Source organism: Tropicibacter alexandrii, assembly GCF_003667315.2.
Classification (GTDB): domain Bacteria; phylum Pseudomonadota; class Alphaproteobacteria; order Rhodobacterales; family Rhodobacteraceae; genus Tropicibacter; species Tropicibacter alexandrii.
On the sequence record NZ_RCTZ02000001.1, the window covers coordinates 35,609 to 59,060 of the forward strand.

19 protein-coding genes are annotated in these 23,452 nt (G+C 64.3%); 8 read left to right on the forward strand and 11 right to left on the reverse strand.

The annotated features are described in order from the left end of the window. Positions 1-52 precede the first annotated feature (52 nt). The 3 genes from D8Z78_RS00210 to D8Z78_RS00220 are packed head-to-tail and all read right to left on the reverse strand — an operon-like array spanning position 53 to position 1,994. Complete coding sequence (locus D8Z78_RS00210) at positions 53-550, reverse strand: DUF6653 family protein (RefSeq protein WP_164932848.1); 498 nt, start codon at positions 548-550, stop codon at positions 53-55. Between the two features lie 4 nt (positions 551-554). Next, entirely contained in the window at positions 555-1,325 is a 771-nt protein-coding gene (locus D8Z78_RS00215; protein WP_121630064.1) for a ZIP family metal transporter, read from the reverse strand. Between the two features lie 48 nt (positions 1,326-1,373). Continuing rightward, a complete protein-coding gene (locus D8Z78_RS00220) occupies positions 1,374-1,994 on the reverse strand; it encodes a helix-turn-helix domain-containing protein (RefSeq protein ID WP_121630063.1) in 621 nt (206 codons plus the stop codon). A 66-nt stretch (positions 1,995-2,060) separates the two neighbouring features. Between D8Z78_RS00220 and D8Z78_RS00225 the strand changes: the two genes are divergently transcribed. The 4 genes from D8Z78_RS00225 (at position 2,061) to D8Z78_RS00240 (ending at position 5,897) form a co-directional block, all read left to right on the forward strand. Beyond that, positions 2,061-3,563 carry a class I adenylate-forming enzyme family protein gene (locus tag D8Z78_RS00225; RefSeq protein ID WP_121630062.1) on the forward strand — a complete coding sequence of 501 codons (1,503 nt, stop codon included), beginning with the start codon at positions 2,061-2,063 and terminating at the stop codon, positions 3,561-3,563. A 52-nt stretch (positions 3,564-3,615) separates the two neighbouring features. Beyond that, positions 3,616-4,260 carry a DsbA family oxidoreductase gene (locus D8Z78_RS00230; RefSeq protein ID WP_121630061.1) on the forward strand — a complete coding sequence of 215 codons (645 nt, stop codon included), beginning with the start codon at positions 3,616-3,618 and terminating at the stop codon, positions 4,258-4,260. Next, complete coding sequence (locus D8Z78_RS00235) at positions 4,257-4,619, forward strand: potassium channel family protein (protein ID WP_121630060.1); 363 nt, start codon at positions 4,257-4,259, stop codon at positions 4,617-4,619. The genes D8Z78_RS00230 and D8Z78_RS00235 overlap by 4 nt, the downstream gene beginning before the upstream one ends. Positions 4,620-4,688: 69 nt before the next feature. Beyond that, on the forward strand, positions 4,689-5,897 hold the full coding sequence (locus tag D8Z78_RS00240; RefSeq protein ID WP_121630059.1) for a multidrug effflux MFS transporter: 1,209 nt from the start codon (positions 4,689-4,691) through the stop codon (positions 5,895-5,897). A 6-nt stretch (positions 5,898-5,903) separates the two neighbouring features. Here the strand turns inward: D8Z78_RS00240 and D8Z78_RS00245 are convergent, their stop codons facing one another. Continuing rightward, the gene (locus tag D8Z78_RS00245; protein WP_121630058.1) at positions 5,904-7,442 is read right to left on the reverse strand and encodes a methyl-accepting chemotaxis protein; all 1,539 of its coding nucleotides are present in this window, start codon (positions 7,440-7,442) and stop codon (positions 5,904-5,906) included. Next, entirely contained in the window at positions 7,426-7,764 is a 339-nt protein-coding gene (locus D8Z78_RS00250) for a hypothetical protein (RefSeq protein WP_121630057.1), read from the reverse strand. Before D8Z78_RS00250 ends, D8Z78_RS00245 begins: the two co-directional genes overlap by 17 nt. A 174-nt stretch (positions 7,765-7,938) precedes the next feature. Between D8Z78_RS00250 and D8Z78_RS00255 the strand changes: the two genes are divergently transcribed. Further along, a complete protein-coding gene (locus tag D8Z78_RS00255) occupies positions 7,939-9,153 on the forward strand; it encodes an NADP-dependent isocitrate dehydrogenase (RefSeq protein WP_121630056.1) in 1,215 nt (404 codons plus the stop codon). On the opposite strand, the gene D8Z78_RS00260 is transcribed toward D8Z78_RS00255, so the two are convergent. The 4 genes from D8Z78_RS00260 to D8Z78_RS00275 form a co-directional block, all read right to left on the reverse strand. Further along, the gene (locus tag D8Z78_RS00260; RefSeq protein WP_121630055.1) at positions 9,150-10,007 is read right to left on the reverse strand and encodes a glycosyltransferase family 2 protein; all 858 of its coding nucleotides are present in this window, start codon (positions 10,005-10,007) and stop codon (positions 9,150-9,152) included. The genes D8Z78_RS00255 and D8Z78_RS00260 overlap by 4 nt on opposite strands. Before the next feature lie 387 nt (positions 10,008-10,394). Then, complete coding sequence (locus D8Z78_RS00265) at positions 10,395-10,646, reverse strand: EF-hand domain-containing protein (protein ID WP_121630054.1); 252 nt, start codon at positions 10,644-10,646, stop codon at positions 10,395-10,397. A 394-nt stretch (positions 10,647-11,040) separates the two neighbouring features. Then, positions 11,041-14,673, reverse strand: a complete 3,633-nt coding sequence (locus tag D8Z78_RS00270; RefSeq protein WP_121630053.1) for a vitamin B12-dependent ribonucleotide reductase — start codon at positions 14,671-14,673, stop codon at positions 11,041-11,043. A 524-nt stretch (positions 14,674-15,197) separates the two neighbouring features. Further along, positions 15,198-15,671: an Lrp/AsnC family transcriptional regulator gene (locus D8Z78_RS00275; RefSeq protein WP_121630052.1), complete on the reverse strand. Its 474-nt coding sequence runs from the start codon at positions 15,669-15,671 to the stop codon at positions 15,198-15,200. 121 nt (positions 15,672-15,792) lie between these two features. Here D8Z78_RS00275 and D8Z78_RS00280 point away from each other — a divergent pair, with 121 nt between their 5' ends. The 3 genes from D8Z78_RS00280 (at position 15,793) to D8Z78_RS00290 (ending at position 20,417) form a co-directional block, all read left to right on the forward strand. After that, on the forward strand, positions 15,793-19,194 hold the full coding sequence (locus D8Z78_RS00280) for an indolepyruvate ferredoxin oxidoreductase family protein (protein WP_121630051.1): 3,402 nt from the start codon (positions 15,793-15,795) through the stop codon (positions 19,192-19,194). A gap of 105 nt (positions 19,195-19,299) precedes the next feature. Then, the gene (locus D8Z78_RS00285; protein WP_121630050.1) at positions 19,300-19,788 is read left to right on the forward strand and encodes a peptidase associated/transthyretin-like domain-containing protein; all 489 of its coding nucleotides are present in this window, start codon (positions 19,300-19,302) and stop codon (positions 19,786-19,788) included. Positions 19,789-19,790: 2 nt separating this feature from the next. Beyond that, positions 19,791-20,417 (forward strand): ferric reductase-like transmembrane domain-containing protein, encoded by a 627-nt coding sequence (locus tag D8Z78_RS00290; protein WP_206169611.1) that lies wholly within the window; start codon positions 19,791-19,793, stop codon positions 20,415-20,417. 15 nt (positions 20,418-20,432) lie between these two features. On the opposite strand, the gene D8Z78_RS00295 is transcribed toward D8Z78_RS00290, so the two are convergent. Together D8Z78_RS00295 and D8Z78_RS00300 are read right to left on the reverse strand one after the other, a co-directional pair. Next, on the reverse strand, positions 20,433-20,969 hold the full coding sequence (locus D8Z78_RS00295) for a putative glycolipid-binding domain-containing protein (protein ID WP_164932849.1): 537 nt from the start codon (positions 20,967-20,969) through the stop codon (positions 20,433-20,435). A gap of 154 nt (positions 20,970-21,123) precedes the next feature. Beyond that, entirely contained in the window at positions 21,124-23,256 is a 2,133-nt protein-coding gene (locus D8Z78_RS00300) for an esterase-like activity of phytase family protein (RefSeq protein WP_420824296.1), read from the reverse strand. Positions 23,257-23,452: the final 196 nt, after the last annotated feature.

A 23,452-nucleotide genomic window follows, 5' to 3' on the forward strand; every position in this document is an offset into this window, starting at 1 on the left:
GGTCCCGGGCGTGACCCGGGACCTCGGATCGAACCTGCGACACGGCCCCGGGTCACGTCCGGGGCTGCGTTGCGCCGCCGGTCATGTCGAGATGGACCCAGACCATGCGGTCCAACAGCCACAGCTTTGACAACATGGCCGTGACCAGCCCCGCCAAGGTCAGCGGCAGGCTCAGCAGGCCCAGACCGATCAACCAGACCATCGCCCCGACGCCGCTTAGCCCGGACAAGACGCGCACAACCGCGCGATGATGGGCCAGGGCAGGGTCCTTGGCGTGGGCCAGCCACAGCTTTTCGCCCAGCACACCGCGCGACATCCAGTTGTCGGTGCGGGCGGGCGGGCCGAACAGGCGCGGGTTGATCCACGTCCATAGCAGCACCAGCGCCAGCGGCAGCAGCGCCCACCACCCGATCCACACCCGCGACCAGATGGCAAGCGACAGGAGCGGCAGCACCGACAGCCGGGACCACCCCGAAAGCGGATTGCTGTGGCGCGCCCATGTGGCGTCATCCATGGCCATCAGGTGCTCGGCCCAGCGAAAACTGCGCATCAGGTCACCCCAGCGTCACATCCAGAAACATCATCAGGATCAACCCGATCATGAAGCCCACGGTTGCCCGATCCTGATGGCCGTGGCGGTGAGTCTCGGGCACGATCTCGTGGCTGATGATGAACAACATCGCCCCAGCGGCAAAAGTCAGTCCCAAGGGCAGAACCGCCGCGCTGAGGGTGATGGCAAAGGCGCCGATCACCGCGCCGACGATCTCGACCGCGCCGGTCAGGGCCGTGACCAGCAACGCTTTCCATTTCGAATAGCCAAGCCCGGTCAGGGCCACGGCCACGGCCAGCCCCTCGGGGATGTCTTGCAGGGAAATGCCCGTCATCACCGACAGCCCCTTGGCCTGATCGACGCCAAAAGCCACGCCGATGGACAGGCCTTCGGGCAGGTTGTGGATGGTGATGGCAAAGACGAACAGCCAGATCCGCGCCAGCGTCGCCTGATCGGCCCCGCCCTCTGGCCCGGATTTGAAGTGTTCATGCGGGATCTTGGCGTTGAGCAGCGCGACAAAGCCCGCGCCAAGCGCGATCCCGATGGCGGCCATGGCGGCGGCGATCCAGACCGATCCGTATTGCTCTTGCGCGCGGTCGATCCCCGGCAGGATCAACGAGAAATACGCCGCCGACAGCATCACGCCCGCGGCAAAGCCCAGCATCAGGTCGGAAGTGGCGCGGCTCATCCTCTTGCCGACCAGCGCGGGCAAGGCCCCGGCAGTGGTGGCAACGGCAGCGACGGTGCCGCCCAAGGCGGCGGTCAGAACGGGCATGGCGGCTCCTTGTCAACGGGCCGACAAGAAACCCTTAACCTGCGAAGGTCAAGCCAGCGACGTCACCCACAGGATCGTCGCATCCTCGGGCGAGACGCTGACCACGTTATGGCCCATCGTGGCGTCGTAATAGGCGCTGTCGCCGCGCTTCATCTCGATCGGTTCGTAGAATTCGGTATAGAGCCGCACGACCCCGGTCAGGACATACAGGAATTCCTCGCCGTCATGGCGTACCCAGCCGTCGAATTCCTCCATGCTGCGGGCGCGCACGCGGGCACGATAGGGCAGCATCTTCTTGCGGGTCAGGGTCTCGGCCAGAAGGTCGTGTTCATAGGTGGCCGTGGCGTGGCTTTGCCCTTCGCCGGCGCGGGTCACGGTCATGCGCCCGTTGACCTTGTCCTGCTGCGGCGGTGTGAACAGCTGCGGCACGCTGATATCCAGCCCGACGGCCAGCTTTTTCAGCGCGTCATAGGTGGGCGACATCTGGCCGTTCTCGATCTTGGACAAGGTGGACCGGGCCAGACCGGCCTGCTTCGCCGCCTGTTCCAGCGTCCAGTTGCGTTCCTTGCGCAGGTCACGCACGCGCTGCCCGAGGTCAAGCGGCTCTGCGACGGTCTCTTCGCCGCTGTCGCGGGCAATGCGGATCAGTGATTTCGGGTCCGTGGTCATGGGGGTTTGCTATAAGGGGCGGCCCTGTCTCTTGCAAGCGGGCGCTGCGGCGCCTAATCCGGGCGCATGCTGTCCGTCTTTGATCATGGGCGATGTGCGCCCTGCCCTTCACGCTTCAACATGGCCGCCCACGTGCTGGCGGCGGGCGAGGCCGTACCTGACAAGATCGCGCTGGCCGTGGTCAAGCCCACCGGCGCCGAACGCTGGAGCTATGCGCGCCTGATTGCCGCCGTGCGCGGTACGGCGGCGGGGCTGTTGTCCAGCGGGTTGCAGCCCGGTGACATCGTGCTGATGCGGCTCGGCAATACGGTGGATTTCCCGATCGCTTATCTGGGGGCGATAGCGGCGGGGCTGGTGCCGGTGCCCAGTTCGGCGCAGCTGACCGTGCATGAAGTGACCCGTATTCTGGACGATCTTGCACCAAAGGCCGTGCTTCGTGCGGAAAACGTCCCCTGTCCCGACACGGAGATCCCGGTTTACGGGCCCGCACAGTTCCGCGCTTGGCGCGACCTGCCGGGGGCGGACTATCATTTGGGCGATCCCGAACGGCTGGGCTATATCGTTTATACCTCTGGCACATCCGGCGTGCCGCGCGCCGTGGGCCATGCCCATCGCGCGATCTGGGCGCGGCAGATGATGTTCGAGGACTGGTACGGGCTGCGCGCCGATGACCGCTTGCTGCATGCAGGCGCGTTCAACTGGACCTTCACGCTGGGCACCGGGTTGATGGACCCTTGGACCAAAGGGGCCACGGCGCTGATCCCGGTGGCGGGCACCGATCCGGGGCAACTGCCCTTGTTGCTCAAACGCAATGACGCGACGCTGTTCGCTGCCGCGCCCGGCGTCTACCGACAGGTTCTGAAATCGCCGATCCTGCCCATGCCAAAACTGCGCCACGGGCTGGCGGCGGGCGAAAAGCTGTCCGAGACGATCCGCGAGGGCTGGCGCACAGCCACCGACACCGAAATCTACGAAGCCTTCGGCATGTCGGAATGCTCGACCTTCATTTCCAATGCGCCGGGGTGGGCCTCCGCCCCCGGCACGCTGGGCCGTCCACAGGTCGGGCGGCACCTTGCGATCCTGTCCGAGGGCGCCCCCGTGCCGCGTGGAGTCGAAGGCACCATCGCCATCCATCGCGACGATCCTGGCCTGATGCTGGGCTATATCGGCGCGCCCAAGGCCACGGCGGCGAAATTCGACGGCGACTGGTTCCTGACCGGCGATCAAGGCGCAATGGATGAGGACGACCAGATCACCTATCTCGGGCGCAGCGACGACATGATGAACGCGGGTGGCTATCGCGTGTCCCCGGCCGAGGTCGAGGCGGCGCTGGCCACCCTGCCCGGCATCATCGAGATCGCCGTCACCGATCTGGCCATCAAGGAAGACGTGCGCATCATCGCCGCCTTCTACACCGCCGAGACCGATCTCGACGAGGACAGTCTGAAACAGCAGGCCGCCGACCGGCTCGCCCGGTACAAATGCCCGCGCAGTTTCGTGCGGATCGACGTCTTGCCGCGCAATCCCAACGGAAAGATCCTGCGCAAGGCGCTGAAAGACCTTACCTGACGGTCTCGCACAGATCGCGCGGCTCTGATATGAGGGGCGGAAAGAGGACACAATGATTCAACTCGACATCTTTTCCGACCCGATCTGCCCGTGGTGCTATATCGGCAAGGCCTATCTCGACCGCGCGCTTGAGGCGACCCCCGATCACCCGTTTGCGATCCGCTGGTTGCCCTTCATGCTTAATCCGACGATGCCTGCGGGCGGCATGAACCGCCGCACCTATCTGGAGGACAAGTTCGGCGGCAAGGAGGGCGCGGTGCAGGCCTATCTGCCGGTCGAGGAGCACGCGAAGCATGCTGGGCTGACGCTTAATCTCGACCAGATCGAGGTGACGCCCAACACCGTCGACGCACACCGCCTGATCCATTGGGCCGGGATCGAAGGGGTCCAGACCCCGATCGTCTCGGCGCTGTTCCGGGCCTATTTCGTCGACGGGCGCGATATCGGCGACCGCGAGACGCTGGCCGATATTGCCGACAGCAACGGACTGGATGCCGCCGTCGTCTTGCGCCTGCTCGATTCCGAGGAAGACCGCCGCGAGATCGTCGAACGCGATGCCGCCGCGCGCGGCATGGGCGTGACCTCGGTCCCGACCTTTATCGTGGCCGGGCAACATGCGGTGCCCGGCGCCCAGCCTCCCGAATTGTGGGCGCGCGTGATCGCGGAATTGCGCAACGGCGCCGACCCGGCCAAATGAAGCGGCTGCGGGCCGTGACGCTGCTTGCGACGCTGGCGGTCATCATTGCCAGCGGCACGGTCTTCTTCCGCCATGCCGAGGGGTGGAGCTGGCTCGACAGCTATTTCTTCACCGTCGTGACGCTGTCGACGGTGGGCTATGGCAACCTCGTTCCGGTCACGGCGCTGGGCAAGATCGGCACGACGGTGTTCATCCTGCTGGGGCTGGGCGTCTTTGCGGTGGCGATCCAGCAATTCGGCACGTTCGCCATGCGCAAACGCGAAGAGCACACCGAATGGTTGATCGGCCGTCTGGGCAGCGAAGAGGATCATGCCGCCAACGAGGACGACCCGCCGCATCGCGCCGATCGCTCGACCTGACGCCGGGGCGGGGTTTCCCTCGCGTCCGCCCGGTGATAGCGCTGGCCCGTCGCAACCCCGGACGGTCCCATGAAAAACGCCCCTTCCCGCGTCGAATTCATCGCGATGATCGCGATGTTGTTCGCCACCATCGCCTTTTCCATCGATGCGATGCTGCCCGCACTGCCGCGTCTGGCCGAGGAATTCTCTCCCGATGCGCCGAACCGCGCGCAGTTGGTGGTGACGAGTTTCGTCATGGGCATGGGGCTCGGGACCTTGTTCACCGGCCCGCTATCCGACACGTTCGGTCGCAAGCCCGTGATCCTGTGGGGAGCGGTGCTGTATATCGCATCGGCCGCGGTGGCGAGCTTTGCGCCAGATCTGGAAACGCTGTTGGGCGCGCGCTTCGTTCAGGGGATCGCAGCGGCCGCGCCGCGCGTGGTGGCGCTGGCCATCGTGCGCGACCTTTATGCAGGGCGAGGCATGGCGCGGATCATGTCCTTCGTGATGATGGTCTTTACCGTGGTGCCCGCGCTGGCGCCCTCGGTCGGGGCCGCGTTCATCGCGTGGTCGGGTTGGCAGGCGGTGTTCTATGCCTTCATCACGTTTTGCACCGTGGCGACGACTTGGCTTTGGGTCCGCCTGCCGGAAACGCTGGCGCCGGAAGCCCGCCGCCCCTTTCGCGCCCGCGCCCTGCGCAGCGCCATGGTCGAAGTGGTCACCCATCCGGTCGTGCGCCTGTCGATCGCGGTTCAGGGGCTGAGCTTCGGGGCGCTCTTCGCGGTGATTTCCTCGATCCAGCCGATCTACGAGGTGACCTTTGACAAGGCCGACAGCTTTCCGCTGTGGTTTGCGCTGGTTGCATTGCTGGCCATGTCGTCAAGCTATCTGAACGCGCGGCTGGTGATGCAGGTGGGCATGCGGCGGCTGGTCACGCTGATGCTGAGCTTTCAATGCGTCGCCACGGCGATCTTGCTGGCAGTCCTGCTGGGCGGGCTGCGCGGCGACGCGCTGTTCCCGCTGTTCCTCGTTTGGCAACTTGGCCTGTTCTTTCAGGCCGGGATGACCCTGGGCAATCTCAACGCCATCGCGATGGAGCCGATGGGGCATATCGCGGGGCTGGCGGCGTCGATAACCGGGGCGATATCGACGGTCGTTTCGGTGCTTCTGGCGGCACCGATCGGGCTCGCCTTCGACGGGACGCCGGTGCCGCTCGCCGTCGGGGTGCTGGTGTTGTGCCTTGCGGCGCTTGGCCTGATGCGCCGGATGACACGGGTGGAGGCGCAACAGGCAACCTGACCGGCCTCAGGAGGCGGCGCGCTGCGCCTCGTCGTCGTAGACGGTGAAGGCGGCCATGTCGCAGGACAGCTTTTTCGACGCGACCGTCAGCTTTCGGGCCCGCGAGGCCATCCTGTCGCTGTTCTGCGCGGAAAGTTGCATATCCTCATCGGTGCGTTGCAGTTTCTCGTCGATGCCGGTCAACACCCCGGCGTGGTCGTCATTGTGCTCTGCAATCGCCTGCGTGAGACGTGTGGCAAGATCGATCTGCGCGGTGATGGCCTGTAACTGTTCGCCCACCGTATTGACCAGTTCCGCGCCCGCCTGCACCTGCCGGGTACTGTCGGAGATCAGCTGCTTGATGCCGTTCGCCGCCTCGGAGGTGCTTTGCGCAAGTTGCCGCACCTCGGCTGCGACCACGGCAAAGCCCTTGCCCGCCTCGCCGGCGCGCGCGGCCTCGACCCCGGCATTCAGCGCCAGCAGGTTGGTCTGGAAGGACACGTCATCAATCAGGTCGATGATCTTGGAAATCTCGGCCGAGCTTGCCTCGATGCCTTGCATGGCCTCGATCGCCTGAGCGGTCGTCGCGCCGCCAAGGTTCGCACTTTCCCGGGCGTCGCCAGCCGCACGCGCCGCCTCCTTGACCTGTTTGACGGTGCTGCCCACCGTCCCCATCAGCGAGGCCAGCGTGCCTGAAATCTCGTTCAGCGATTTCGCACGGGATTGTGTCGCCTGGCTCAGGGCCTGCATGTCGGCGGCAAGATCTTGCGTCTCGACAGAGAAGGCATTGGACACGGAATTCGCCTCCCGAAATGCCTCCCGCAGGGTGACGATCATCAGGTTGAAGTCCTCGCGGACCGAGTCGTATTGCGGTGGAAACGGCTCATGCAACTCGCAATTCAGGTCGCGCCCGGCAAGGCGGGTCAGCACCTCGCGCAGGCGACCGATGACCACGGTGGCGCTTTCTTTCGCGGATTCGAACTCGGCGCGGGCATCGGCGGACATCTGGCTTTCCAGTTCCAGTCGGCGACCGGCCTTTTCCATCTCGGCGCGGGCGTGATTGCGTTGCTGCATCGCGATCGCCAGAACCACCCCTTCGAGGACGACCAGCGCACCGTGCAGCGCCGTGCGCTCGATGTTCACCAGCAGGTCGCCGCCGGGATAGACCAGCCGCGGCATCAGCACGGTCAGGCCAAGGTGATGCACCGCGGTGATGGCACAGCCCCAGACCAGCACCGAAATGCGCCCGCCGGTCGAGACGATGGCCAGCAGGGCAAAGAACAGCATATGCGTGTCCATCTGCCACGGATGGCCCGCAAAAACCGCCGTCAGAACCATGGCTTGCGCCAGAACGGTCGTGGCCACGGCGAACTCTGCCAGGACGGAGTCGATCCGCGCCGCCAGCACCCCGAGCCCGGACAAGACGAGGCTGACGGCCAGAACCGTCGGCACCTCTGCCCCGATCAGATAGGCCGCAACCGGTGCCACCGGGGTCAGCAGCACGCTGACCATGCGCATCAGGTGCATGCCGCTGATCGGGTTGCGCGTCTTATCTTGGATCGTCATTCCCGTACACTCCACACAGAAGGGCCAAACGCGTCCCGTCCACCACCGACCAAGCCCCGGCCCGTTTCAAATCGTCCACCGGCACGACCCCCTCGAACCGGGTCAGGACCGCAAAGGGCGCCTGCACCGGACCGACAGCACGCCCGCCTGCCCGTTCCGTCATCCGGCCAGCATCGACCCAAGGCGGCACGATGACCAAGGCAAGGTCGGATGTCGGGGCCGGGGCCGCGATGACCGGCAGGACAAGGCCACCGCCCAGCCCAAGCAGCACCGACAGCCCCAACAGGGCGAACGCGAACACGTCATGTTTCTTGACTTCCATGGCATCGGGATACCCTTTGTTTCGTTGGCAGGCCGTTAATGGCCGCGGTCGAAATGTATTGCTTTAGAAAGGCTTCCCCGGCTTGGCAGACTTGGTATACAATGGTATGCTAAACCAAATCTTCATCCTCCCGTGCCACATCTGCGCGGGCCGAGGCATGCGAAAGGCTCAGACATGACGAAAATCAAGGTCGACAACCCCATCGTCGAGATGGACGGCGACGAGATGACCCGCATCATGTGGGATTTCATCAAGCAGAAGCTGATCCTGCCCTATCTCGATATCGACCTGCTCTATTACGATCTGGGCATCGAAGAGCGCGACCGGACCGAGGATCAGATCACCATCGATGCCGCTGAAAAGACGAAGGAAATCGGCGTTGCGGTGAAATGCGCCACGATCACGCCCGACGAGGCCCGGGTCGAGGAATTCAGCCTGAAGAAGATGTGGAAAAGCCCCAACGGCACGATCCGCAACATCCTTGGCGGTGTTGTCTTTCGCCAGCCGATCATCTGCCGCAACGTGCCACGCCTTGTGCCGGGCTGGACGAAACCGATCGTCGTCGGGCGCCATGCCTTTGGTGATCAATACAAGGCGACGGATTTTCACTTCCCCGGCAAGGGGCAGCTGACGATGAAGTTCGTGGGCGAGGACGGGACCGAGATCGAGAAGGTCGTGTACGACGCGCCCTCGGCCGGGGTCTATATGGGCATGTACAACCTCGACGACTCGATCCGGGACTTCGCGCGGGCCTCGTTGAACTACGGGCTGAACCTTGGTTGGCCGGTCTACCTGTCGACCAAGAACACCATCCTCAAGGCCTATGATGGCCGGTTCAAGGACATCTTCGAGGAGGTGTTCGAGGCCGAATTCGCCGAAGCCTACAAGGAAAAGGGCATCTGGTACGAGCATCGCCTGATCGATGACATGGTCGCCTGCGCGCTGAAATGGAATGGCGGTTTTGTCTGGGCGTGCAAGAACTACGATGGCGACGTGCAGTCCGACACCGTGGCGCAGGGCTTTGGCTCGCTCGGGATGATGGCCAGCCAGTTGATGACCCCCGATGGCAAGATCGTCGAGGCGGAGGCCGCGCATGGCACCGTCACCCGCCACTATCGCCAACATCAAAAGGGCGAAGCGACCTCGACTAACTCGATTGCCTCGATCTATGCGTGGACTGGCGGGCTGAAGCATCGCGCCAAGCTGGATGAAAACGTGGCGCTGCGTGCCTTTGCGGAAACGCTGGAGCGGGTGATCGTCGAGACCGTCGAGGCCGGGCACATGACCAAGGACCTCGCGCTGCTGGTCGGTCCGGATCAAAGCTGGCTGACGACGATGGGGTTCCTCGAAAAGATCGACGAGAACCTGAACAAGGCGCTGGCGGGCTAACCCTGCTGCGCGAACCTGTCGGGCAGGACCGTGCGGTGACGCAGTTTCAACGCGCGGGCCTTGACGACGTTGTGCCGGTCCAGCCGCGCGGGTTTGACCGACACGGTCTCGTAGGCATGTGCCTCTGACTCTGTCCAAGGCACGGGCGTCTTGGCCGCGAACGTGGCAAGGAACTGGCGCGTGTCCTCGCTGGCCTCGCGCCAGCCACCACCGGGCAGCCCTTTGCCCGCGCCGCGCGCGACCGTTTCGCGCACCGCGTTGGCGTCGGTCAGGGCCTCTGGATTGGCGAATTTCAGATGCGCGAGGTACAGCCCGCGCGGCATGTGAAACGGAAATGTCTCCAGCCGCTTGGGCGCCACCATGACGCCGTGCAGGCGGAACGGGATTGCGCGCCGTGCGGCGATGGCCTTGGAATAATGGCCGGAAAAGGCGATGTCACGCACCTGCCCCAGCACCGGCCCGGAGCCGGGCACCGCCTGCCCGACCACGTCGAAGCCGAGCGCGGTCAGAACCGGCGCCTCTTGCGCCTCGATGGCCTCGGACAGGGAGCCGTAGAGGTCCGGATCGAAACAGATCAGCTCATCTGCGTCGGTGCGGATCACCCAATCATGCACCTTGGCCAGCGCGATGTGGAACCCGTCCAGCATCTCGGCCCGCGCCCGGTCGAAGCCCGACAGATCGCCACGCGGCACGGTGATGATCGAGGCCCCAGGACACAGGCGCGCGATGTCGGGATCAGCGCCATGGGCAACGATGTAAAGGTTCGCGGCGCCAAGCTGTCGGGCATGATGTGCATACCAGCGCGACAGGGCCCAGTGGTCGCGGTAAACCATTGTCAGCGCACAGATCGACATCACGCCCCCCTTTTCCAGCCGACTATCACCGGTCGGCTTTTCCCTTGGCAAGGGGGTGCCCCGATTTCACGAGAACATTGTTCACCACGACGGGTGAGCGCGCGCATTATCGCCAGTGCCCAAGATAGCACAGCCCAGAATATGGCGCAATTTCAGAGGAGTAAGGCGCAACGGTTGCCGACTATTGAAGGACAGCGCTAACGCCTTCTCAAAGCGAAGCGCGGGGCGGTCATGCTGTGCCCGTAGATGGTTCAGAGACCGACGGCGATGACACCTTTCTTGCCAGCGCCGCGCAGGGTCGCGCGGCCCGGCCGCCCGCCCTGTCGGGAGCGCATGAAAAAAGGCCCCCGAAACCGGGGGCCCTTTCCGCAATTGCGAGGCGACCTATTAGTCGTTGCCGTCGGACAGCGGGAACCATGCATTGGCTTCTGCTGCCGCGATCTCGCTCGACTGCAGCACGCCGTCGTTGCTGGTGTCGATGTTGTCGAAGTTGTTCTCGACGAAGGTGCTGTAATATGCGGTTGCTTCGTCGCGCGAAATCATGCCGTCACCATCGGTGTCCATGATCACGACGTCCTGTGCGACGACGGGAAGGGCAAAACCTGCAGCGGCGATGGCGGTGGCGATAAACTTGGTCATATTTCAATCTCCTGTAGTTGACGAGCGTTGCTCGCTTCATGCCTTTCCAACAACCGCGAAAGGGTTTGGTTTCATCGACTTACCAGAAAAATAATGGCAAAAACTTTCGCGTGATGACGCAACCAATCGGCGGCTGGATCGTTCGCGCCCTTGGGCGCGTCACGCGTCAGAAAAGACGGGCCGGAGAACGAAAAAAGGCCCCCGCGAGGGGGACCTGAGTTTCGTCGACAAGGCTCACTGTTTTCACCGCCCGAGATTTTTGCCTGCGGCCTTGTCCACGCTCAGGGCCAGCGCACCGGCCCCAGAAGGGATGGGGTCCAAGATCCCCACCCAACCGTTCGATCCCCCTGCCCCGATCGGGCAAAGCACGGGGACCGATCACCCCCCCAGGGGCTCAACTACAACCCGAGGTTCCGCCGCAGGTGTTGCACTTCATGCAGGTGCCGTTGCGCACCAGCGTGTAGTTGCCGCATTCGCCACAGGCTTCGCCCTCGTAGCCCTGCATCTTGGCCTTGGTGCGTTCGTCCATCGTCATGACACCCGACGACACCGCCACGGAGGAGGTCGACATCTGGGTCACCGTGCCCGAAGACACTGGATCGGTGCCGGTCATCACACCGCCCTGAAGCACCATCAGTTCCTGCGGCAGACGCTTGCGCAGGTAGCCGGTGGAGCTGATCTGCTTGAGCACTTCCAGCGACCGCGATGCGGCGGTTTCCGACAGTTCCTTGACGTTGCTCACGCCCTCTTCCTCGCCGCGACCCAGATCGTCGAAGGATGCGCCTTCGGGTTTGACATGGGCCAGATCGGTGCGGTCCAGATAGGACACGGCCAGTTCGCGGAAGATGTAGTCGAGGATCGAGGTCGCGTTCTTGATCGAGTCATTGCCCTGCACCATGCCCGCGGGCTCGAACTTGGTGAAGGTGAAGGCGTCGACGAATTCCTCCAGCGGGACACCGTATTGCAGGCCCACGGACACGGCGATCGCAAAGTTGTTCATCATCGCGCGGAAGCCAGCGCCTTCCTTGTGCATGTCGATGAAGATCTCGCCAAGGCTGCCGTCGCTGTATTCGCCGGTGCGCAGATAGACCTTGTGCCCGCCGACGATGGCCTTTTGGGTATAGCCCTTGCGGCGTTCCGGCATCTTCGAGCGTTGCGATTTCACGATCTCCTTGATGACCACCTTCTCGACGATCTTCTCGGCCAGAACGGCGGCCTTTTCCGGCATCGAGCCGCTTTCCAACACCTCGGCGGCGTCCTCGTCATCCTCGACCAGCGCAGAGGCCAGCGGCTGGGACAGCTTGGAGCCGTCGCGGTAGATCGCGTTCGCCTTCAGCCCCAGCGAATGGGACAGCTCATAGGCGGCAAGGCAATCCTCGATCGTGGCGGCGTTCGACATGTTGATGGTCTTGGAAATCGCCCCCGACAGGAAGGGCTGCGCGGCGGCCATCATGTAGATATGCGCATCGACCGACAGGAAGCGCTTGCCCTTCTTGCCGCAGGGATTGGCGCAGTCGAAGACCTTGAGATGCTCTTCCTTCAGATGCGGCGCACCCTCCAGCGTCATGGTCCCGCAGACATGGTCATTGGCGGCGTCGATTTCGGACTTGGTGTAGCCCAGATGGCGCAGCAGGTCGAAGGTCGGGTCGTTGAGCTTGGCTTGCGGGATGCCCAGCACCTCGCGGCAGAATTCCTCGCCCAGCGTCCACTGGTTGAAGACGAAGCGGATGTCGAAGGCGGTGGCCAGCGCGGCCTCGACCTTTTCGATCTGCGCCGGGCCGAAACCATGGCCGATCAGCGAGGTGTGGTTGATGCCGGGCGCGTTGCCAAGGGTCTGGTGGCCGACGGCGTAACCGATGATCTCCTCGATCTGGGCGGAGCCGTAGCCCAGTTTCGCCAGCGCGGCGGGCACCGAGCGGTTGATGATCTTGAAGTAGCCGCCCCCGGCGAGCTTCTTGAACTTCACCAGCGCAAAGTCCGGCTCGATCCCCGTGGTGTCGCAATCCATGACCAGACCGATCGTGCCGGTGGGCGCGATGACGGTGGTCTGGGCGTTGCGATAGCCGTGCATCTCGCCAAGGCGCACCGCCTCGTCCCATGTGGCCATGGCCAGCTCGACCAGCATCGGGTCGGGGCAGTTGGCGTGGTCCAGCGGCAGCGGGTTGACGTTCAGCCCCTCGTAGCCGGTGGTATTGCCATGCGCCGCGTTGCGGTGGTTGCGCATGACCCGCAGCATGTGCTCGCGGTTGGCGGCATAGTAGTTGAAGGCACCTTGTTCGGCGGCCATCTCGGCAGAGGTGGTGTAGGCAGTGCCCGCCATGATCGCGGTGATCGCACCGCACAGCGCGCGGCCCTCGGCGCTGTCATAGCCGTAGCCCATGTTCATCAGCAAGCCGCCGACATTGGCATAGCCAAGGCCAAGCGTGCGGCTGTCATAGCTGCGCTGGGCGATCTCGGCCGACGGAAACTGCGCCATCATCACCGAGATTTCCAGCGTCACCGACCAGATGCGGGTGGCGTGCATGAAGGCCTCGGCGTCGAACTTGCCCTCCTTGAGGAAGGTCAGCAGGTTCATCGAGGCAAGGTTGCAGGCGGTATCGTCGAGATACATGTATTCCGAGCAGGGGTTCGAGCCACGGATTTCGCCATGTTCGGGGCTGGTGTGCCACGCGTTCACGGTGTCGTGGAACTGGATGCCCGGATCGGCGCAGGCCCATGCGGCATGGCCAACATCCTGCCACAGGTCGCGCGCCTTGATGGTCTTGGCGGTCTTGCCATCGGTGCGGTTGATCAGCGCCCAGTCCGCATCGTCCTTGACCGCCTTGAGGAAGGCATCGGTGACGCGGATCGAGTTGTTGGAGTTCTGGCCGGAGACCGACGCATAGGCTTCGCTGTCCCAGTCGGTGTCATAGGTCGGGAATTCGATGCTGGCATAGCCCTGCTTGGCGTAATCCAGCACGCGTTTGATATAGGTTTCCGGGATCATCACCGATTTCGCGGCGCGCACGGCGGATTTCAGCGCGGTGTTGACCGACGGGTCATAGGCGGCTTCTTCAGCCCCGTCCCAAGCCTTGATCGCGTCAAAGATGCCGTTGAGCATCTTTTCATGCATCTTCGATCCGGCGACGATCGACGCCACCTTTTGCTCTTCGATCACCTTCCAGTTGACGAATTCCTCGATATCGGGGTGGTCGACATCGCAGATCACCATCTTGGCGGCGCGGCGCGTGGTGCCGCCCGACTTGATCGCACCGGCAGCGCGGTCGCCTATCTTGAGGAAGCCCATCAGACCCGAGGACCGACCGCCGCCCGACAGGGATTCGCCCTCGGCGCGCAGCGACGAGAAGTTGGTGCCGGTGCCAGAGCCGTATTTGAACAGGCGCGCCTCGCGCACCCAAAGGTCCATGATCCCGCCCGCATTCACCAGATCGTCGCTGACCGACTGGATGAAGCAAGCATGCGGCTGGGGATGCTCGTAGGAGGATTTCGATTTGACCAGCTTGCCGGTCTTGTAATCGACGTAGAAGTGACCCTGACCGGGGCCGTCGATGCCATAGGCCCAATGCAGGCCGGTGTTGAACCACTGCGGGCTGTTCGGCGCGCCCATCTGCATGGCCAGCGTATAGCGCATCTCGTCGTAATAGGCGCGGGCGTCTTCTTCGTCCGAGAAATAGCCGCCCTTCCAGCCCCAATAAGCCCAAGCGCCTGCCAGACGGTCAAAGACCTGCTTGGCCGAGGTTTCCGAGGTGGTGGCCACGCCCTTGCGCGCGGGTTCCGAACGCCACAGGAATTCCGGCACGTCCTCTTCGGGGACCTTCACCAGTTCGACCGGCACGCCAGCCTTGCGGAAGTATTTCTGGGCCAGCACGTCGGACGCCACCTGGCTCCACTTGGCGGGCACGTCCATCTCTTCGAGGCAGAAGACGACCGTGCCATCCGGATTGCGGATTTCCGAACTGGTGGTGACGAATTCGATGCCTGCATAGGCATCTTGACCTGCCTTGGTGAAATGTCTCTCGATCTTCATCCTGCTGCCCCGTTTTTTTCAGCGTGTCCCAAACCTGTGCGCCATGCGGCAAGACAAAGAAGAGAGGCTGCGCGAGTGGCGCGCAGGTGGGCGGTTTCTGCCCGGTTCCGTTGCTCTGCTTGTCTGTTCCCGCTCGGTCTGCCCACTACATATAGTGGCGATCCCGGTTGGCCTGCACAAATTGGCTAAAAATGGCCGGCCTCGTCAACGGGTTTTTTAGACTGGTAACCATAAATCTGGTGTTGACCCCGGTGCGACCCACAAGTGTCTGTATTTGTTCTCGATTCACCCACAGAAGGTTAATGATACGTTAACTCGGCTACCGCCTTGTTTTCCTAGAAACCTCGGGTGGTTATCCACATCTGGGGACAAAAACCGGGCATTTCCCACATGTGGGCGCGCATTCTGACGCACCCCCAGATATTGTGGCCGATAGGGCACGCTCAAGCCGCAAACGCAGAATCACCAAGACCCATTCCGCTGTGCTGAACGGCTGTGCAAACCCCATATCTGGTGGTTGGCGCCTAGATCGGCACCTCGCGCGTGTGCTTGATCCGGCGCAGCGCGAAGATCGTCGAGGTGCCTGCCACGCAGTCGAGTTCCAGCAGGCGGCGCATCAGGATCGCCTCGAAATCGGCGATGTCGCGCACGACCATATGCAACATGTAGTCCCAGTCGCCGGTGACGGAATAGACCTCCATGATCGCGGGTTCGTCGTCGACCGCACGCTGAAACGCCGCGCGCGCCTCGGCATCCTGCGATTTCATCCGCACCTGGCAATAGACATCCATGCCGCGCCCGACCTTGGCCGGGTCGACCAATCGTACCGGCGGTCCGATCACGCCGCGCTCTTCGAGCGCGCGGATGCGCCGCCAGACGGTGGCTGGCGAGGTGTGCGTCGCCTCAGCCAGATCGGCGGTGCTGGCAGAGGCGTCGCGTTGCAGGATCGAAAGAAGCTTGGCCTCTGCCGCGTCGAGATGATCACTTTCTTTCGGCATTTCCCAATCCGTGAATGAAGTCGATCAAATCATGGGATAAATCCGCCAAGGTTGAAAGCCCTTTTCAGCCGGTTTCTGGCAAGATGCATCCAAAGGACATGTTCCCGAAAGGAGCCGCCCCGTGACCGATCAGACCCCGATCCTGCGCGATTACGCACTCGAAGACCGTTACACCAAGACCTCTGGCCGTGTATTCATGACCGGCACACAGGCCATCGTGCGCATCGCTTTGGATCAGGCGCGGCGCGACCGGGCACGGGGGCTGGATACGCGCGGTTTCGTTTCGGGCTATCGCGGCTCGCCCGTGGGCGGGATCGATCTGGAGATCGGCCAGAATGCCAAGCTGGTCGAGGAGGCCGGTGTCACCTTCCTGCCCGCGATCAACGAGGAGTTCGGCGCGACGCAGATGATCGGCACCCAACAGGTCGAGACCGATCCGCACAAGACTTGCGAGGCGGTCTTTGGCCTGTGGTATGGCAAGGGGCCGGGCGTGGACCGCGCGGGCGACGCGCTGAAACATGGCAACGCCTATGGCGCCTCCCCGCAGGGTGGCGTGCTCGTGGTGGCCGGGGATGACCACGGTTGCGTGTCCTCATCCATGTCGCACCAGTCCGACGTGGCCTTCATGAACTTTTTCATGCCGGTGCTGAACCCCGCCAACGTGGCCGAGTTCCTGCCCTTTGCCGAATGGGGCTACGCGCTGTCGCGGTTCTCCGGCATGTGGGTGGGGTTCAAGGCGATTTCAGAGACGGTGGAATCCGGCATGGCCTTTGACCTGCCGCCGGACCGGGATTTCGTGACGCCGGACTTCACCCCGCCCGAGGACGGGTTGCACTATCGCTGGCCCGACCTGCCCGGCCCCCAGATCGAGGCGCGGCTGGAATTCAAGAAGAACGCCGTCATGGCCTTTGCCCGTGCCAACCCGATCGACCGGGCGGAATGGGGGCATGTCGCGCGCTTCGGCATCGTCACCACGGGCAAATCGCATCTCGACGTGCTGGAGGCGCTGCGCCTTTTGGGCATCGATCAGGCGCGCGCCGCCGATCTGGGGATCGACCTCTATAAGGTCGGCATGGTCTGGCCGCTGGAACATGAGGGCGCACTGGATTTCGCCCATGAAAAGGACGAATTGCTGATCGTCGAGGAAAAGCGCGGTATCATCGAAAGCCAGCTCAAGGAATATTTCTACGACTTTCCGGGCCGCAAACCGCGCCGCATGGTCGGCAAGCGGGACGAGACCGGCGCGCGGCTGATCCCGTGGACGGCAGAGCTTGGCCCGGTGATGCTGGCCCGGCACATCGCCGACCGGCTGGCGCGCAACGGGATCGTCGATCTGACCGATCGCGCCGCGCATGTGGTGGACACGCCCCAGCCGATCACCGTGCCGGGCGCCACCCGCACGCCCTATTTCTGCTCGGGCTGCCCGCATAACAGCTCGACCAAGGTGCCCGAGGGCTCTCAGGCCTTTGCCGGGATCGGCTGTCATTTCATGGCGTCGTGGATGAACCGCAACACGACCTCGCTGATCCAGATGGGCGGCGAAGGCGTGAACTGGGTGGCGCGCTCGCGCTTCAACGGCAACCGGCATGTGTTCCAGAACCTTGGCGAGGGAACGTATTACCATTCCGGGTCGCTGGCCATTCGTCAGGCGATTGCCGCAGGCACCAACATCACCTTCAAGATCCTGTTCAACGACGCCGTCGCCATGACCGGCGGGCAGGATGTGGACGGGCCGATCAGCGTCGAGGCGATCGCCCGCTCGGTGCTGGCCGAGGGGGCCAAGCGCGTGGTCATGGTCTCCGACCAGCCGGACGCCCTGCCCCGCGTGCCCGGCGTGCAGGTCTATGACCGCAGCCAGATGGACCGCGTGCAGCGCGACTTGCGCGAGATCCCCGGCACCACGGTGCTGATCTATCAACAAACCTGTGCCACGGAAAAACGCCGCTTGCGCAAGCGCGGCAAGATGGACGACCCCAAACGCTTTGCCGTGATCAACCCGCTTGTCTGCGAGGGCTGCGGCGATTGCTCCGTGGAAAGCAACTGCCTCAGCGTCGAGCCGCTGGAGACGGAATTTGGCCGAAAGCGCCGCATCAACCTCAACACCTGCAACAAGGATTTCACCTGCCTGAACGGCTTCTGCCCCAGCTTTGTCACCGTCGAGGGCGCGACCCTGAAAAAGGCCGCCGCCACCGGCGATGCGGCTTTCCGACGGCTATCGAAGGGGCTGACCCCGCCCGATCTGCCATCGCTCGATACACCTTGGGATATCGTCGTGACGGGCGTCGGCGGTACGGGCGTGGTGACGGTCGGCCAGTTGATCGCCATGGCCGCCAACCTGGAAAACAAGGGCGCGAGCGTGCTGGATTTCATGGGCTTTGCCCAGAAATTCGGCCCCGTCATCAGCTATATCCGCTTGGCCCGCGACGGCGCGCAGGTCAATCAGGTGCGGGTGGAGCCCGCCAGCGCCGATGCGCTGATCGGCTGCGATATTGTGGTCTCCTCCTCGCCCAAGGCGTCGCAGACCTACCACGCAGGCACGCGCGGCGTGGTGAACACCTCCGTCATGCCCACCGGTGATCTGGTGCAGAACCGCGATGCCGACCTGAAGGCGGGAACCCGTTTGCAGGCCATCGCCGAGGCCACGGGCGATCTGCGCGCGCTCGATGCCAATGCCCTGTCCGAGGCGCTCTTGGGCGATACCGTCTTTGCCAATGTGCTGTTGCTGGGCGCGGCATGGCAGGCGGGACTGGTGCCCCTGTCCTACGAGGCGCTGATGCGCGCCATCGAGTTGAACGGCGTCAAGCCCGACCTGAACAGGCGCGCCTTCGATTGGGGGCGGCTGGTGGTGGCAGACCCCGCAGGCGTCGAGAGCGCCGCCGGGCTGAGCACCCCGCCTCTCCAGACGCTGGACGAGCAGATCGCGCGGCGCGCGGCCTTCCTGACCGATTATCAGGACAAGGCTTGGGCCGATGCCTATCGCGGCGCCATTGCCCGGCTGCGCGAGGCCGAGACGCGCACCCATGGCAGCGCCGGGCCGCTGACCGAGGCGGCGATGAAGGGGCTGTTCAAGCTGATGTCCTACAAGGACGAATACGAGGTCGCCCGGCTGCACACGCAAACCGGCTTCGTCGACGGGCTGAAGGACCGCTTTGACGGGGATTTCACACTCCGCCACCACCTCGCTCCGCCGATGCTGCCCGGTCGGGACGCGCGCGGTCGCCCGGTCAAGCGCAGCTTTGGCCCGTGGATCAGGCCCGCGATGTCTGTCCTTGCGCGCGCCAAGCGGTTGCGCGGCGGCTGGTTCGATCCGTTCGGCCACAGCCATGAACGCCGGGTCGAACGCGCCCTGATCGCCGAATACCGCAAGGCGCTGGACAGAATGTGCAACGACCTGTCGGACCGGGACGCGGCGCTGGGCCTTCTGACCTCGGTGATGGAGGTGCGCGGCTTTGGTCCGGTCAAGCTGCCGGTTGCCGAAGCCGTGTTGGATCGGCTGAAGGCGTACAACGCCACCTCGGGCTGACAAAACGATCACTTCCGCGTGCGGCCCTGTCCCGAGGTGCTTTCGCGGCGCAGTTTTGCGCTAGGGTTCCGGCAAAGGACACCTTCGACCAAGGGAGACAGCCACATGACCCAATCCCGGATCGACCGCCGGACCTTTGTCGCAACCGGGGCCGCGTCCCTGCTGACCTGCGCGACCGGCCTCGTCTCGCCGCTGCACGCGCAGGGCGTTGCCCCGACCCGATCGATGCGCGGCGGCGCGAACAACTATCGCCCCGGCGCGCCTGTCGTCGAGCGGATCGGCGGCGGCGGCTTTGTGATGTCGGGCACCGTGCGCCGCGCGGGCGATGGCGCGCCGCTCGAAGGGATCCGCATCCAGATCTGGGCGCACACTACCGAAGGTCGCGAACGCGACCCGCACAGCCATGGTGCGACGCTGACCAATGCCGATGGCGTGTTCCAGCTGGAGATGCCGCAGATCGTACCGGCCTTCGGCCAGCCGCACGGCCACCTCGCCTATGACAGCGGCGCGTTCAAGACGGTGTTCCTGCGCCCCGTCATGCCAAGCGCCCGCGACACCAGCCTGCAGGCGCATTTCGTGCTGGAACCCGCCTGACCTTGGGCCGTCTGCGCGCGCCCCTTGCGTGGCTGGCGCTGGTGGCGACGATTGCCGTGCCGCTGGGCGTCGCCGCAGGCAGCGACTACCTCGCCTATCGCGGCCCCGTCTACATCGTCGCAGGCTTTGCCGGGATCTTGGCGCTGGCTTGTCTGCTGGTGCAGCCCCTGCTCGTGGCGGGGGTCATGCCGGGCGTGCCAAGGCGCATCGGGCGGCGCTGGCACCGCTGGAGCGGCGCGCTGTTGATGGCGGCCGTTGCGGTGCATGTGGGCGGTCTGTGGATCACAAGTCCGCCGGACATGATCGACGCCCTGACCTTCGGCGCGCCGACGGCCTTTTCGGCCTTTGGCGTCGTGGCGATGTGGGCGCTGGTGATGGCGGCCCTGCTCGCCGTGGCGCGCAGGTCGCCGGGCCTGCGCCCGCAGGTCTGGCGGCTGGCGCATGGCGCTGCCGTGGCAGTGGCGGTGGCTGCAAGCGTGCCGCATGCCCTCTTGATCGAGGGCACGATGGGCACCCTGTCCAAGGCGGCCCTGTGTGTTGCGGTCGTCGCCGCGCTGGTCTGGGTACTGGCCCGGCTGAAACCATGGACAGGAGTGATACGCAGCCGTTCCGGCCCGACAGGCCGGTGATCGCGCCGTGTGCCCTCAGGCCTGCGCCTGCCAGCGGCCCCGTTCCGCGCGCACGATGCCATGCCGGTCCACCTGCAACTGCGCGGTGTGTCCGGCCTTGGTATCGATACAGTCATAGGCATCGGGCGCGGTGTGCCGAAAGGTGACGTACCGCGGGACGAGCCGCTGGTTCGCAACATCCAGCCGTGCCACCGTCAACTCGGCGTCCTGACCGACCGCCAGCCCAAGGCGGCGGATCGGCAAGGTAAACCACGCGGGCGTGAAGCCGAGGTCGATGTCATGCGCCCCGGTCACCTCGGGCATTGCGGTTCCGTTCAGGGTCCAGCTGTCATCGGGCGCGCGCCGCACGAACAGGCGCGAGCGTGCGCCGATGCGGACGCGCCGCGTGGTGCCGTCGCCGCGCGCGCGCAAGCGGTAGCGCAGGACATCCCAGCCAGCATCGGTCGAGGACCCGTCGATCAGATAGCCGCCCTCGGCATCGGCAAAGCGGCAGGCATCGTTGCCCTGCCCATCCTGTTTCACCCACAAGACGGCATGTGTTCCCGCGATCATGGCATTCCCCTTTTGCACCAGACTAGCATGGCGCAAACGCCGCGCACCGGAAAATGTTGCGCGGGCGGTCCGGCGGGGACCACCCTTGGCCGCCCGAACAAAAAACGCGGCCCCCTTTCGGAGGCCGCGCCTGCGCCGGACAGAACCGGGCTGTTTACATCTTGCCGATCGTCCAGAAGAACGTCTCGCCCGAGCTGTCATCGACACCGTCATTGTCGGTCGAGACCCAGCCGTTGCCGTCCGCGTCGATGGCAAAGCCTTCGACCTTGTCGACGATATAGCCGTTCCATGCTGCCAGATCGGGGATCAGGTCGCGCACGACTTCCTTTTCGACCATGGGCAGCTCGCCACCCAGCGGCGCGGGCGTCAGGCCGTCCAGCGACACGCGGGTCAGTTGCTTGACCTTGGCATTGGCGCCGATCTGATTGTCGCGCTCGACGATATACAGGTAGCCCTCATGCGCCGTGATCTCCGACAGGCCGACCCACCCGGTTTCCGGGTCTTCGGTCGGGTAGGTCACCGCGCCCCAGTCACCGGTTTCGGTGTTGTAGGCCACCAGCTTCACGTCATTGCCCGCATCGTCGCCCCAGTTGCGCTGGATGGCGATCCACAGCGTGTCACCGACGCGGGTCACGCCCTCGGCGCCGAACCGCTTTTCGACGGCCAGCAATTCGGCCGGAAAGGCGACCTCTTGCTTGATCTCGCCCTTGGCATTCACATGGTACAGGCCATGCGGCACCATGCGGTCGGTGCGGCCTTCGGAGGCGATCCAGAAACCGCCCTCGCCATCGGTGGTGATGCCTTCCATGTCCAGCTTTTGCGCCGGATGACCGCCACGGGTGACGTCGATGGCGCGGGTGATGCGCGCAGGCGTCTGGCTGGGATCGATGACGAAGATGCGCGGCTGATAGCCGTAGAAGCTGTCATTGACCGCGTAGATCAGGCCCTGATCGGCAACCATGCCGGAAATCGCACCCCAACCGATCAGCTCATCCGCGCCTTCGGAGGTCAGCGTCGGATAGGCGGCGGGCGCCTGCTGGTATTCGAAGATCATGACATGCGAGCGCACGCCGCCATCCTCGATCAGGTCGGCCTCGTTCGCGACGGCCAGCAGGTTGCGCTCCGGGATGGCGATGGCGCCTTCGGGCGCGATGCCCGAGGGCAGCAACTGGGTGAAGACCGGGTTGGCCGGGTCGGTCACGTCATAGACCGAAATCGTCGAGGACCGCTCGCCCAGAACGAAGGCATAGGTGGTGTCACCGAAGGTGGCGACCTCCATGCCCTCGGGTTCCACACCCTTGGCATCCGACCGCTTGTCCGGGTAGTGGCCCGCCTGAATCACCGGCGTTTCAAACGCGTTGGTCGATTCCCAGACCAGCGTGCCATCCTTGTGGAACACGGTCGCCCCGCGCGAGCCACCGTCCATGTCGCCCTCGTTGGCGATCATGAAGTGATTGTCGTCGATCCATTGCAGGCCATCGGGCTCACGCAGGCGGCCCGGCTGGCTTTCGGTGAAAAGCAGCGCAGCGCGCTCGTCGGTGGCGTCGATGCCGTCGAGATCGACAGCCCCGGCCGAGAACTGGTTCATCACCGTGCCGTCGGCACCGATGATGACGATGGCGTTGTTTTCCTGAAGCGTCACGGCGATCTCGCCCAGCCCGTTGATGTCGACGAATTCAGGCTCGGGGTCTTCGGGGGCGATCTCGGTCAGGCCGGTCACGTCGATCGTCTTGAGCGTGTCGCAGGCCAGCGCCTCGTCCTGGACACCGACGGTGACCATGAAGCCCGCGGGCATTTGGCCGACGCGGCCATCGCCCAGATCTTCGTCGCGCTCGTTTTCGATGGCGACGGCGATCAGGTCACCGGCATCAGTATGATCGGTCGAATCCGGCTGACCGCCGAGGTCGCATTCGCCGGTGATTTCGAGGCTGCCCATATCCACGGCCAACAGCTTGCCCGACGGCTCGACATAGGAGGCCGAGGTGTTCACGGCGACGAAGGCCGTGTTGCCGATCACCGTGACCGAGGTCGGCTCGCCGCCCACATCCACGTTGCCCTTGGGCTGCGGGTTGGCCGGGTCGGTGATGTCGATCAGGCCGATGACGCCAAGCGGGCTGTCGGTATAGACCAGCGTCATGCCATCGGCAGACGCACCGATGATCTCGGCCGAGCTTTCCTCGGCTGCGCGCGCGCCATTGTTCAGCGGCGTCGCAAAGCTGGAAACGCGGTTGAAGTTCATCTCCTGCGCCTGTGCCGCGGCAGCGGTCAGGGCAAGCATGGAGACCATCGGAAGGGAGATCTTTGCCATTGGGTCAGCTTTCTGGGTTTCGAACGTGTCGCGCCGGTCTTGCCCGGGCCTGTAACGGCGACGTGACATATCGGTGAAACTTTGCTGACACCGCGTCACCCAGTATGCGAACCCGCGCCGGGGATTCTCGGAAAAATTGTCGAAAACACGTTGTTTCCAAATAGGTTAGAGGATT

What these genes read in the sequence shown, in the direction of transcription:
- D8Z78_RS00275 (WP_121630052.1), bottom strand. Translation starts at nt 15,671, where the DNA reads ATGCCGAAAGAAAGTGATCATCTCGACGCGGCAGAGGCCAAGCTTCTT.
- D8Z78_RS00235 (WP_121630060.1), top strand. Translation starts at nt 4,257, where the DNA reads ATGAAGCGGCTGCGGGCCGTGACGCTGCTTGCGACGCTGGCGGTCATC.
- D8Z78_RS00255 (WP_121630056.1), top strand. Translation starts at nt 7,939, where the DNA reads ATGACGAAAATCAAGGTCGACAACCCCATCGTCGAGATGGACGGCGAC.
- D8Z78_RS00210 (WP_164932848.1), bottom strand. Translation starts at nt 550, where the DNA reads ATGCGCAGTTTTCGCTGGGCCGAGCACCTGATGGCCATGGATGACGCC.
- D8Z78_RS00215 (WP_121630064.1), bottom strand. Translation starts at nt 1,325, where the DNA reads ATGCCCGTTCTGACCGCCGCCTTGGGCGGCACCGTCGCTGCCGTTGCC.
- D8Z78_RS00285 (WP_121630050.1), top strand. Translation starts at nt 19,300, where the DNA reads ATGACCCAATCCCGGATCGACCGCCGGACCTTTGTCGCAACCGGGGCC.
- D8Z78_RS00300 (WP_420824296.1), bottom strand. Translation starts at nt 23,256, where the DNA reads ATGGTCTCCATGCTTGCCCTGACCGCTGCCGCGGCACAGGCGCAGGAG.
- D8Z78_RS00240 (WP_121630059.1), top strand. Translation starts at nt 4,689, where the DNA reads ATGAAAAACGCCCCTTCCCGCGTCGAATTCATCGCGATGATCGCGATG.
- D8Z78_RS00295 (WP_164932849.1), bottom strand. Translation starts at nt 20,969, where the DNA reads ATGATCGCGGGAACACATGCCGTCTTGTGGGTGAAACAGGATGGGCAG.
- D8Z78_RS00220 (WP_121630063.1), bottom strand. Translation starts at nt 1,994, where the DNA reads ATGACCACGGACCCGAAATCACTGATCCGCATTGCCCGCGACAGCGGC.
- D8Z78_RS00265 (WP_121630054.1), bottom strand. Translation starts at nt 10,646, where the DNA reads ATGACCAAGTTTATCGCCACCGCCATCGCCGCTGCAGGTTTTGCCCTT.
- D8Z78_RS00270 (WP_121630053.1), bottom strand. Translation starts at nt 14,673, where the DNA reads ATGAAGATCGAGAGACATTTCACCAAGGCAGGTCAAGATGCCTATGCA.
- D8Z78_RS00245 (WP_121630058.1), bottom strand. Translation starts at nt 7,442, where the DNA reads ATGACGATCCAAGATAAGACGCGCAACCCGATCAGCGGCATGCACCTG.
- D8Z78_RS00225 (WP_121630062.1), top strand. Translation starts at nt 2,061, where the DNA reads ATGCTGTCCGTCTTTGATCATGGGCGATGTGCGCCCTGCCCTTCACGC.
- D8Z78_RS00230 (WP_121630061.1), top strand. Translation starts at nt 3,616, where the DNA reads ATGATTCAACTCGACATCTTTTCCGACCCGATCTGCCCGTGGTGCTAT.
- D8Z78_RS00260 (WP_121630055.1), bottom strand. Translation starts at nt 10,007, where the DNA reads ATGTCGATCTGTGCGCTGACAATGGTTTACCGCGACCACTGGGCCCTG.
- D8Z78_RS00250 (WP_121630057.1), bottom strand. Translation starts at nt 7,764, where the DNA reads ATGGAAGTCAAGAAACATGACGTGTTCGCGTTCGCCCTGTTGGGGCTG.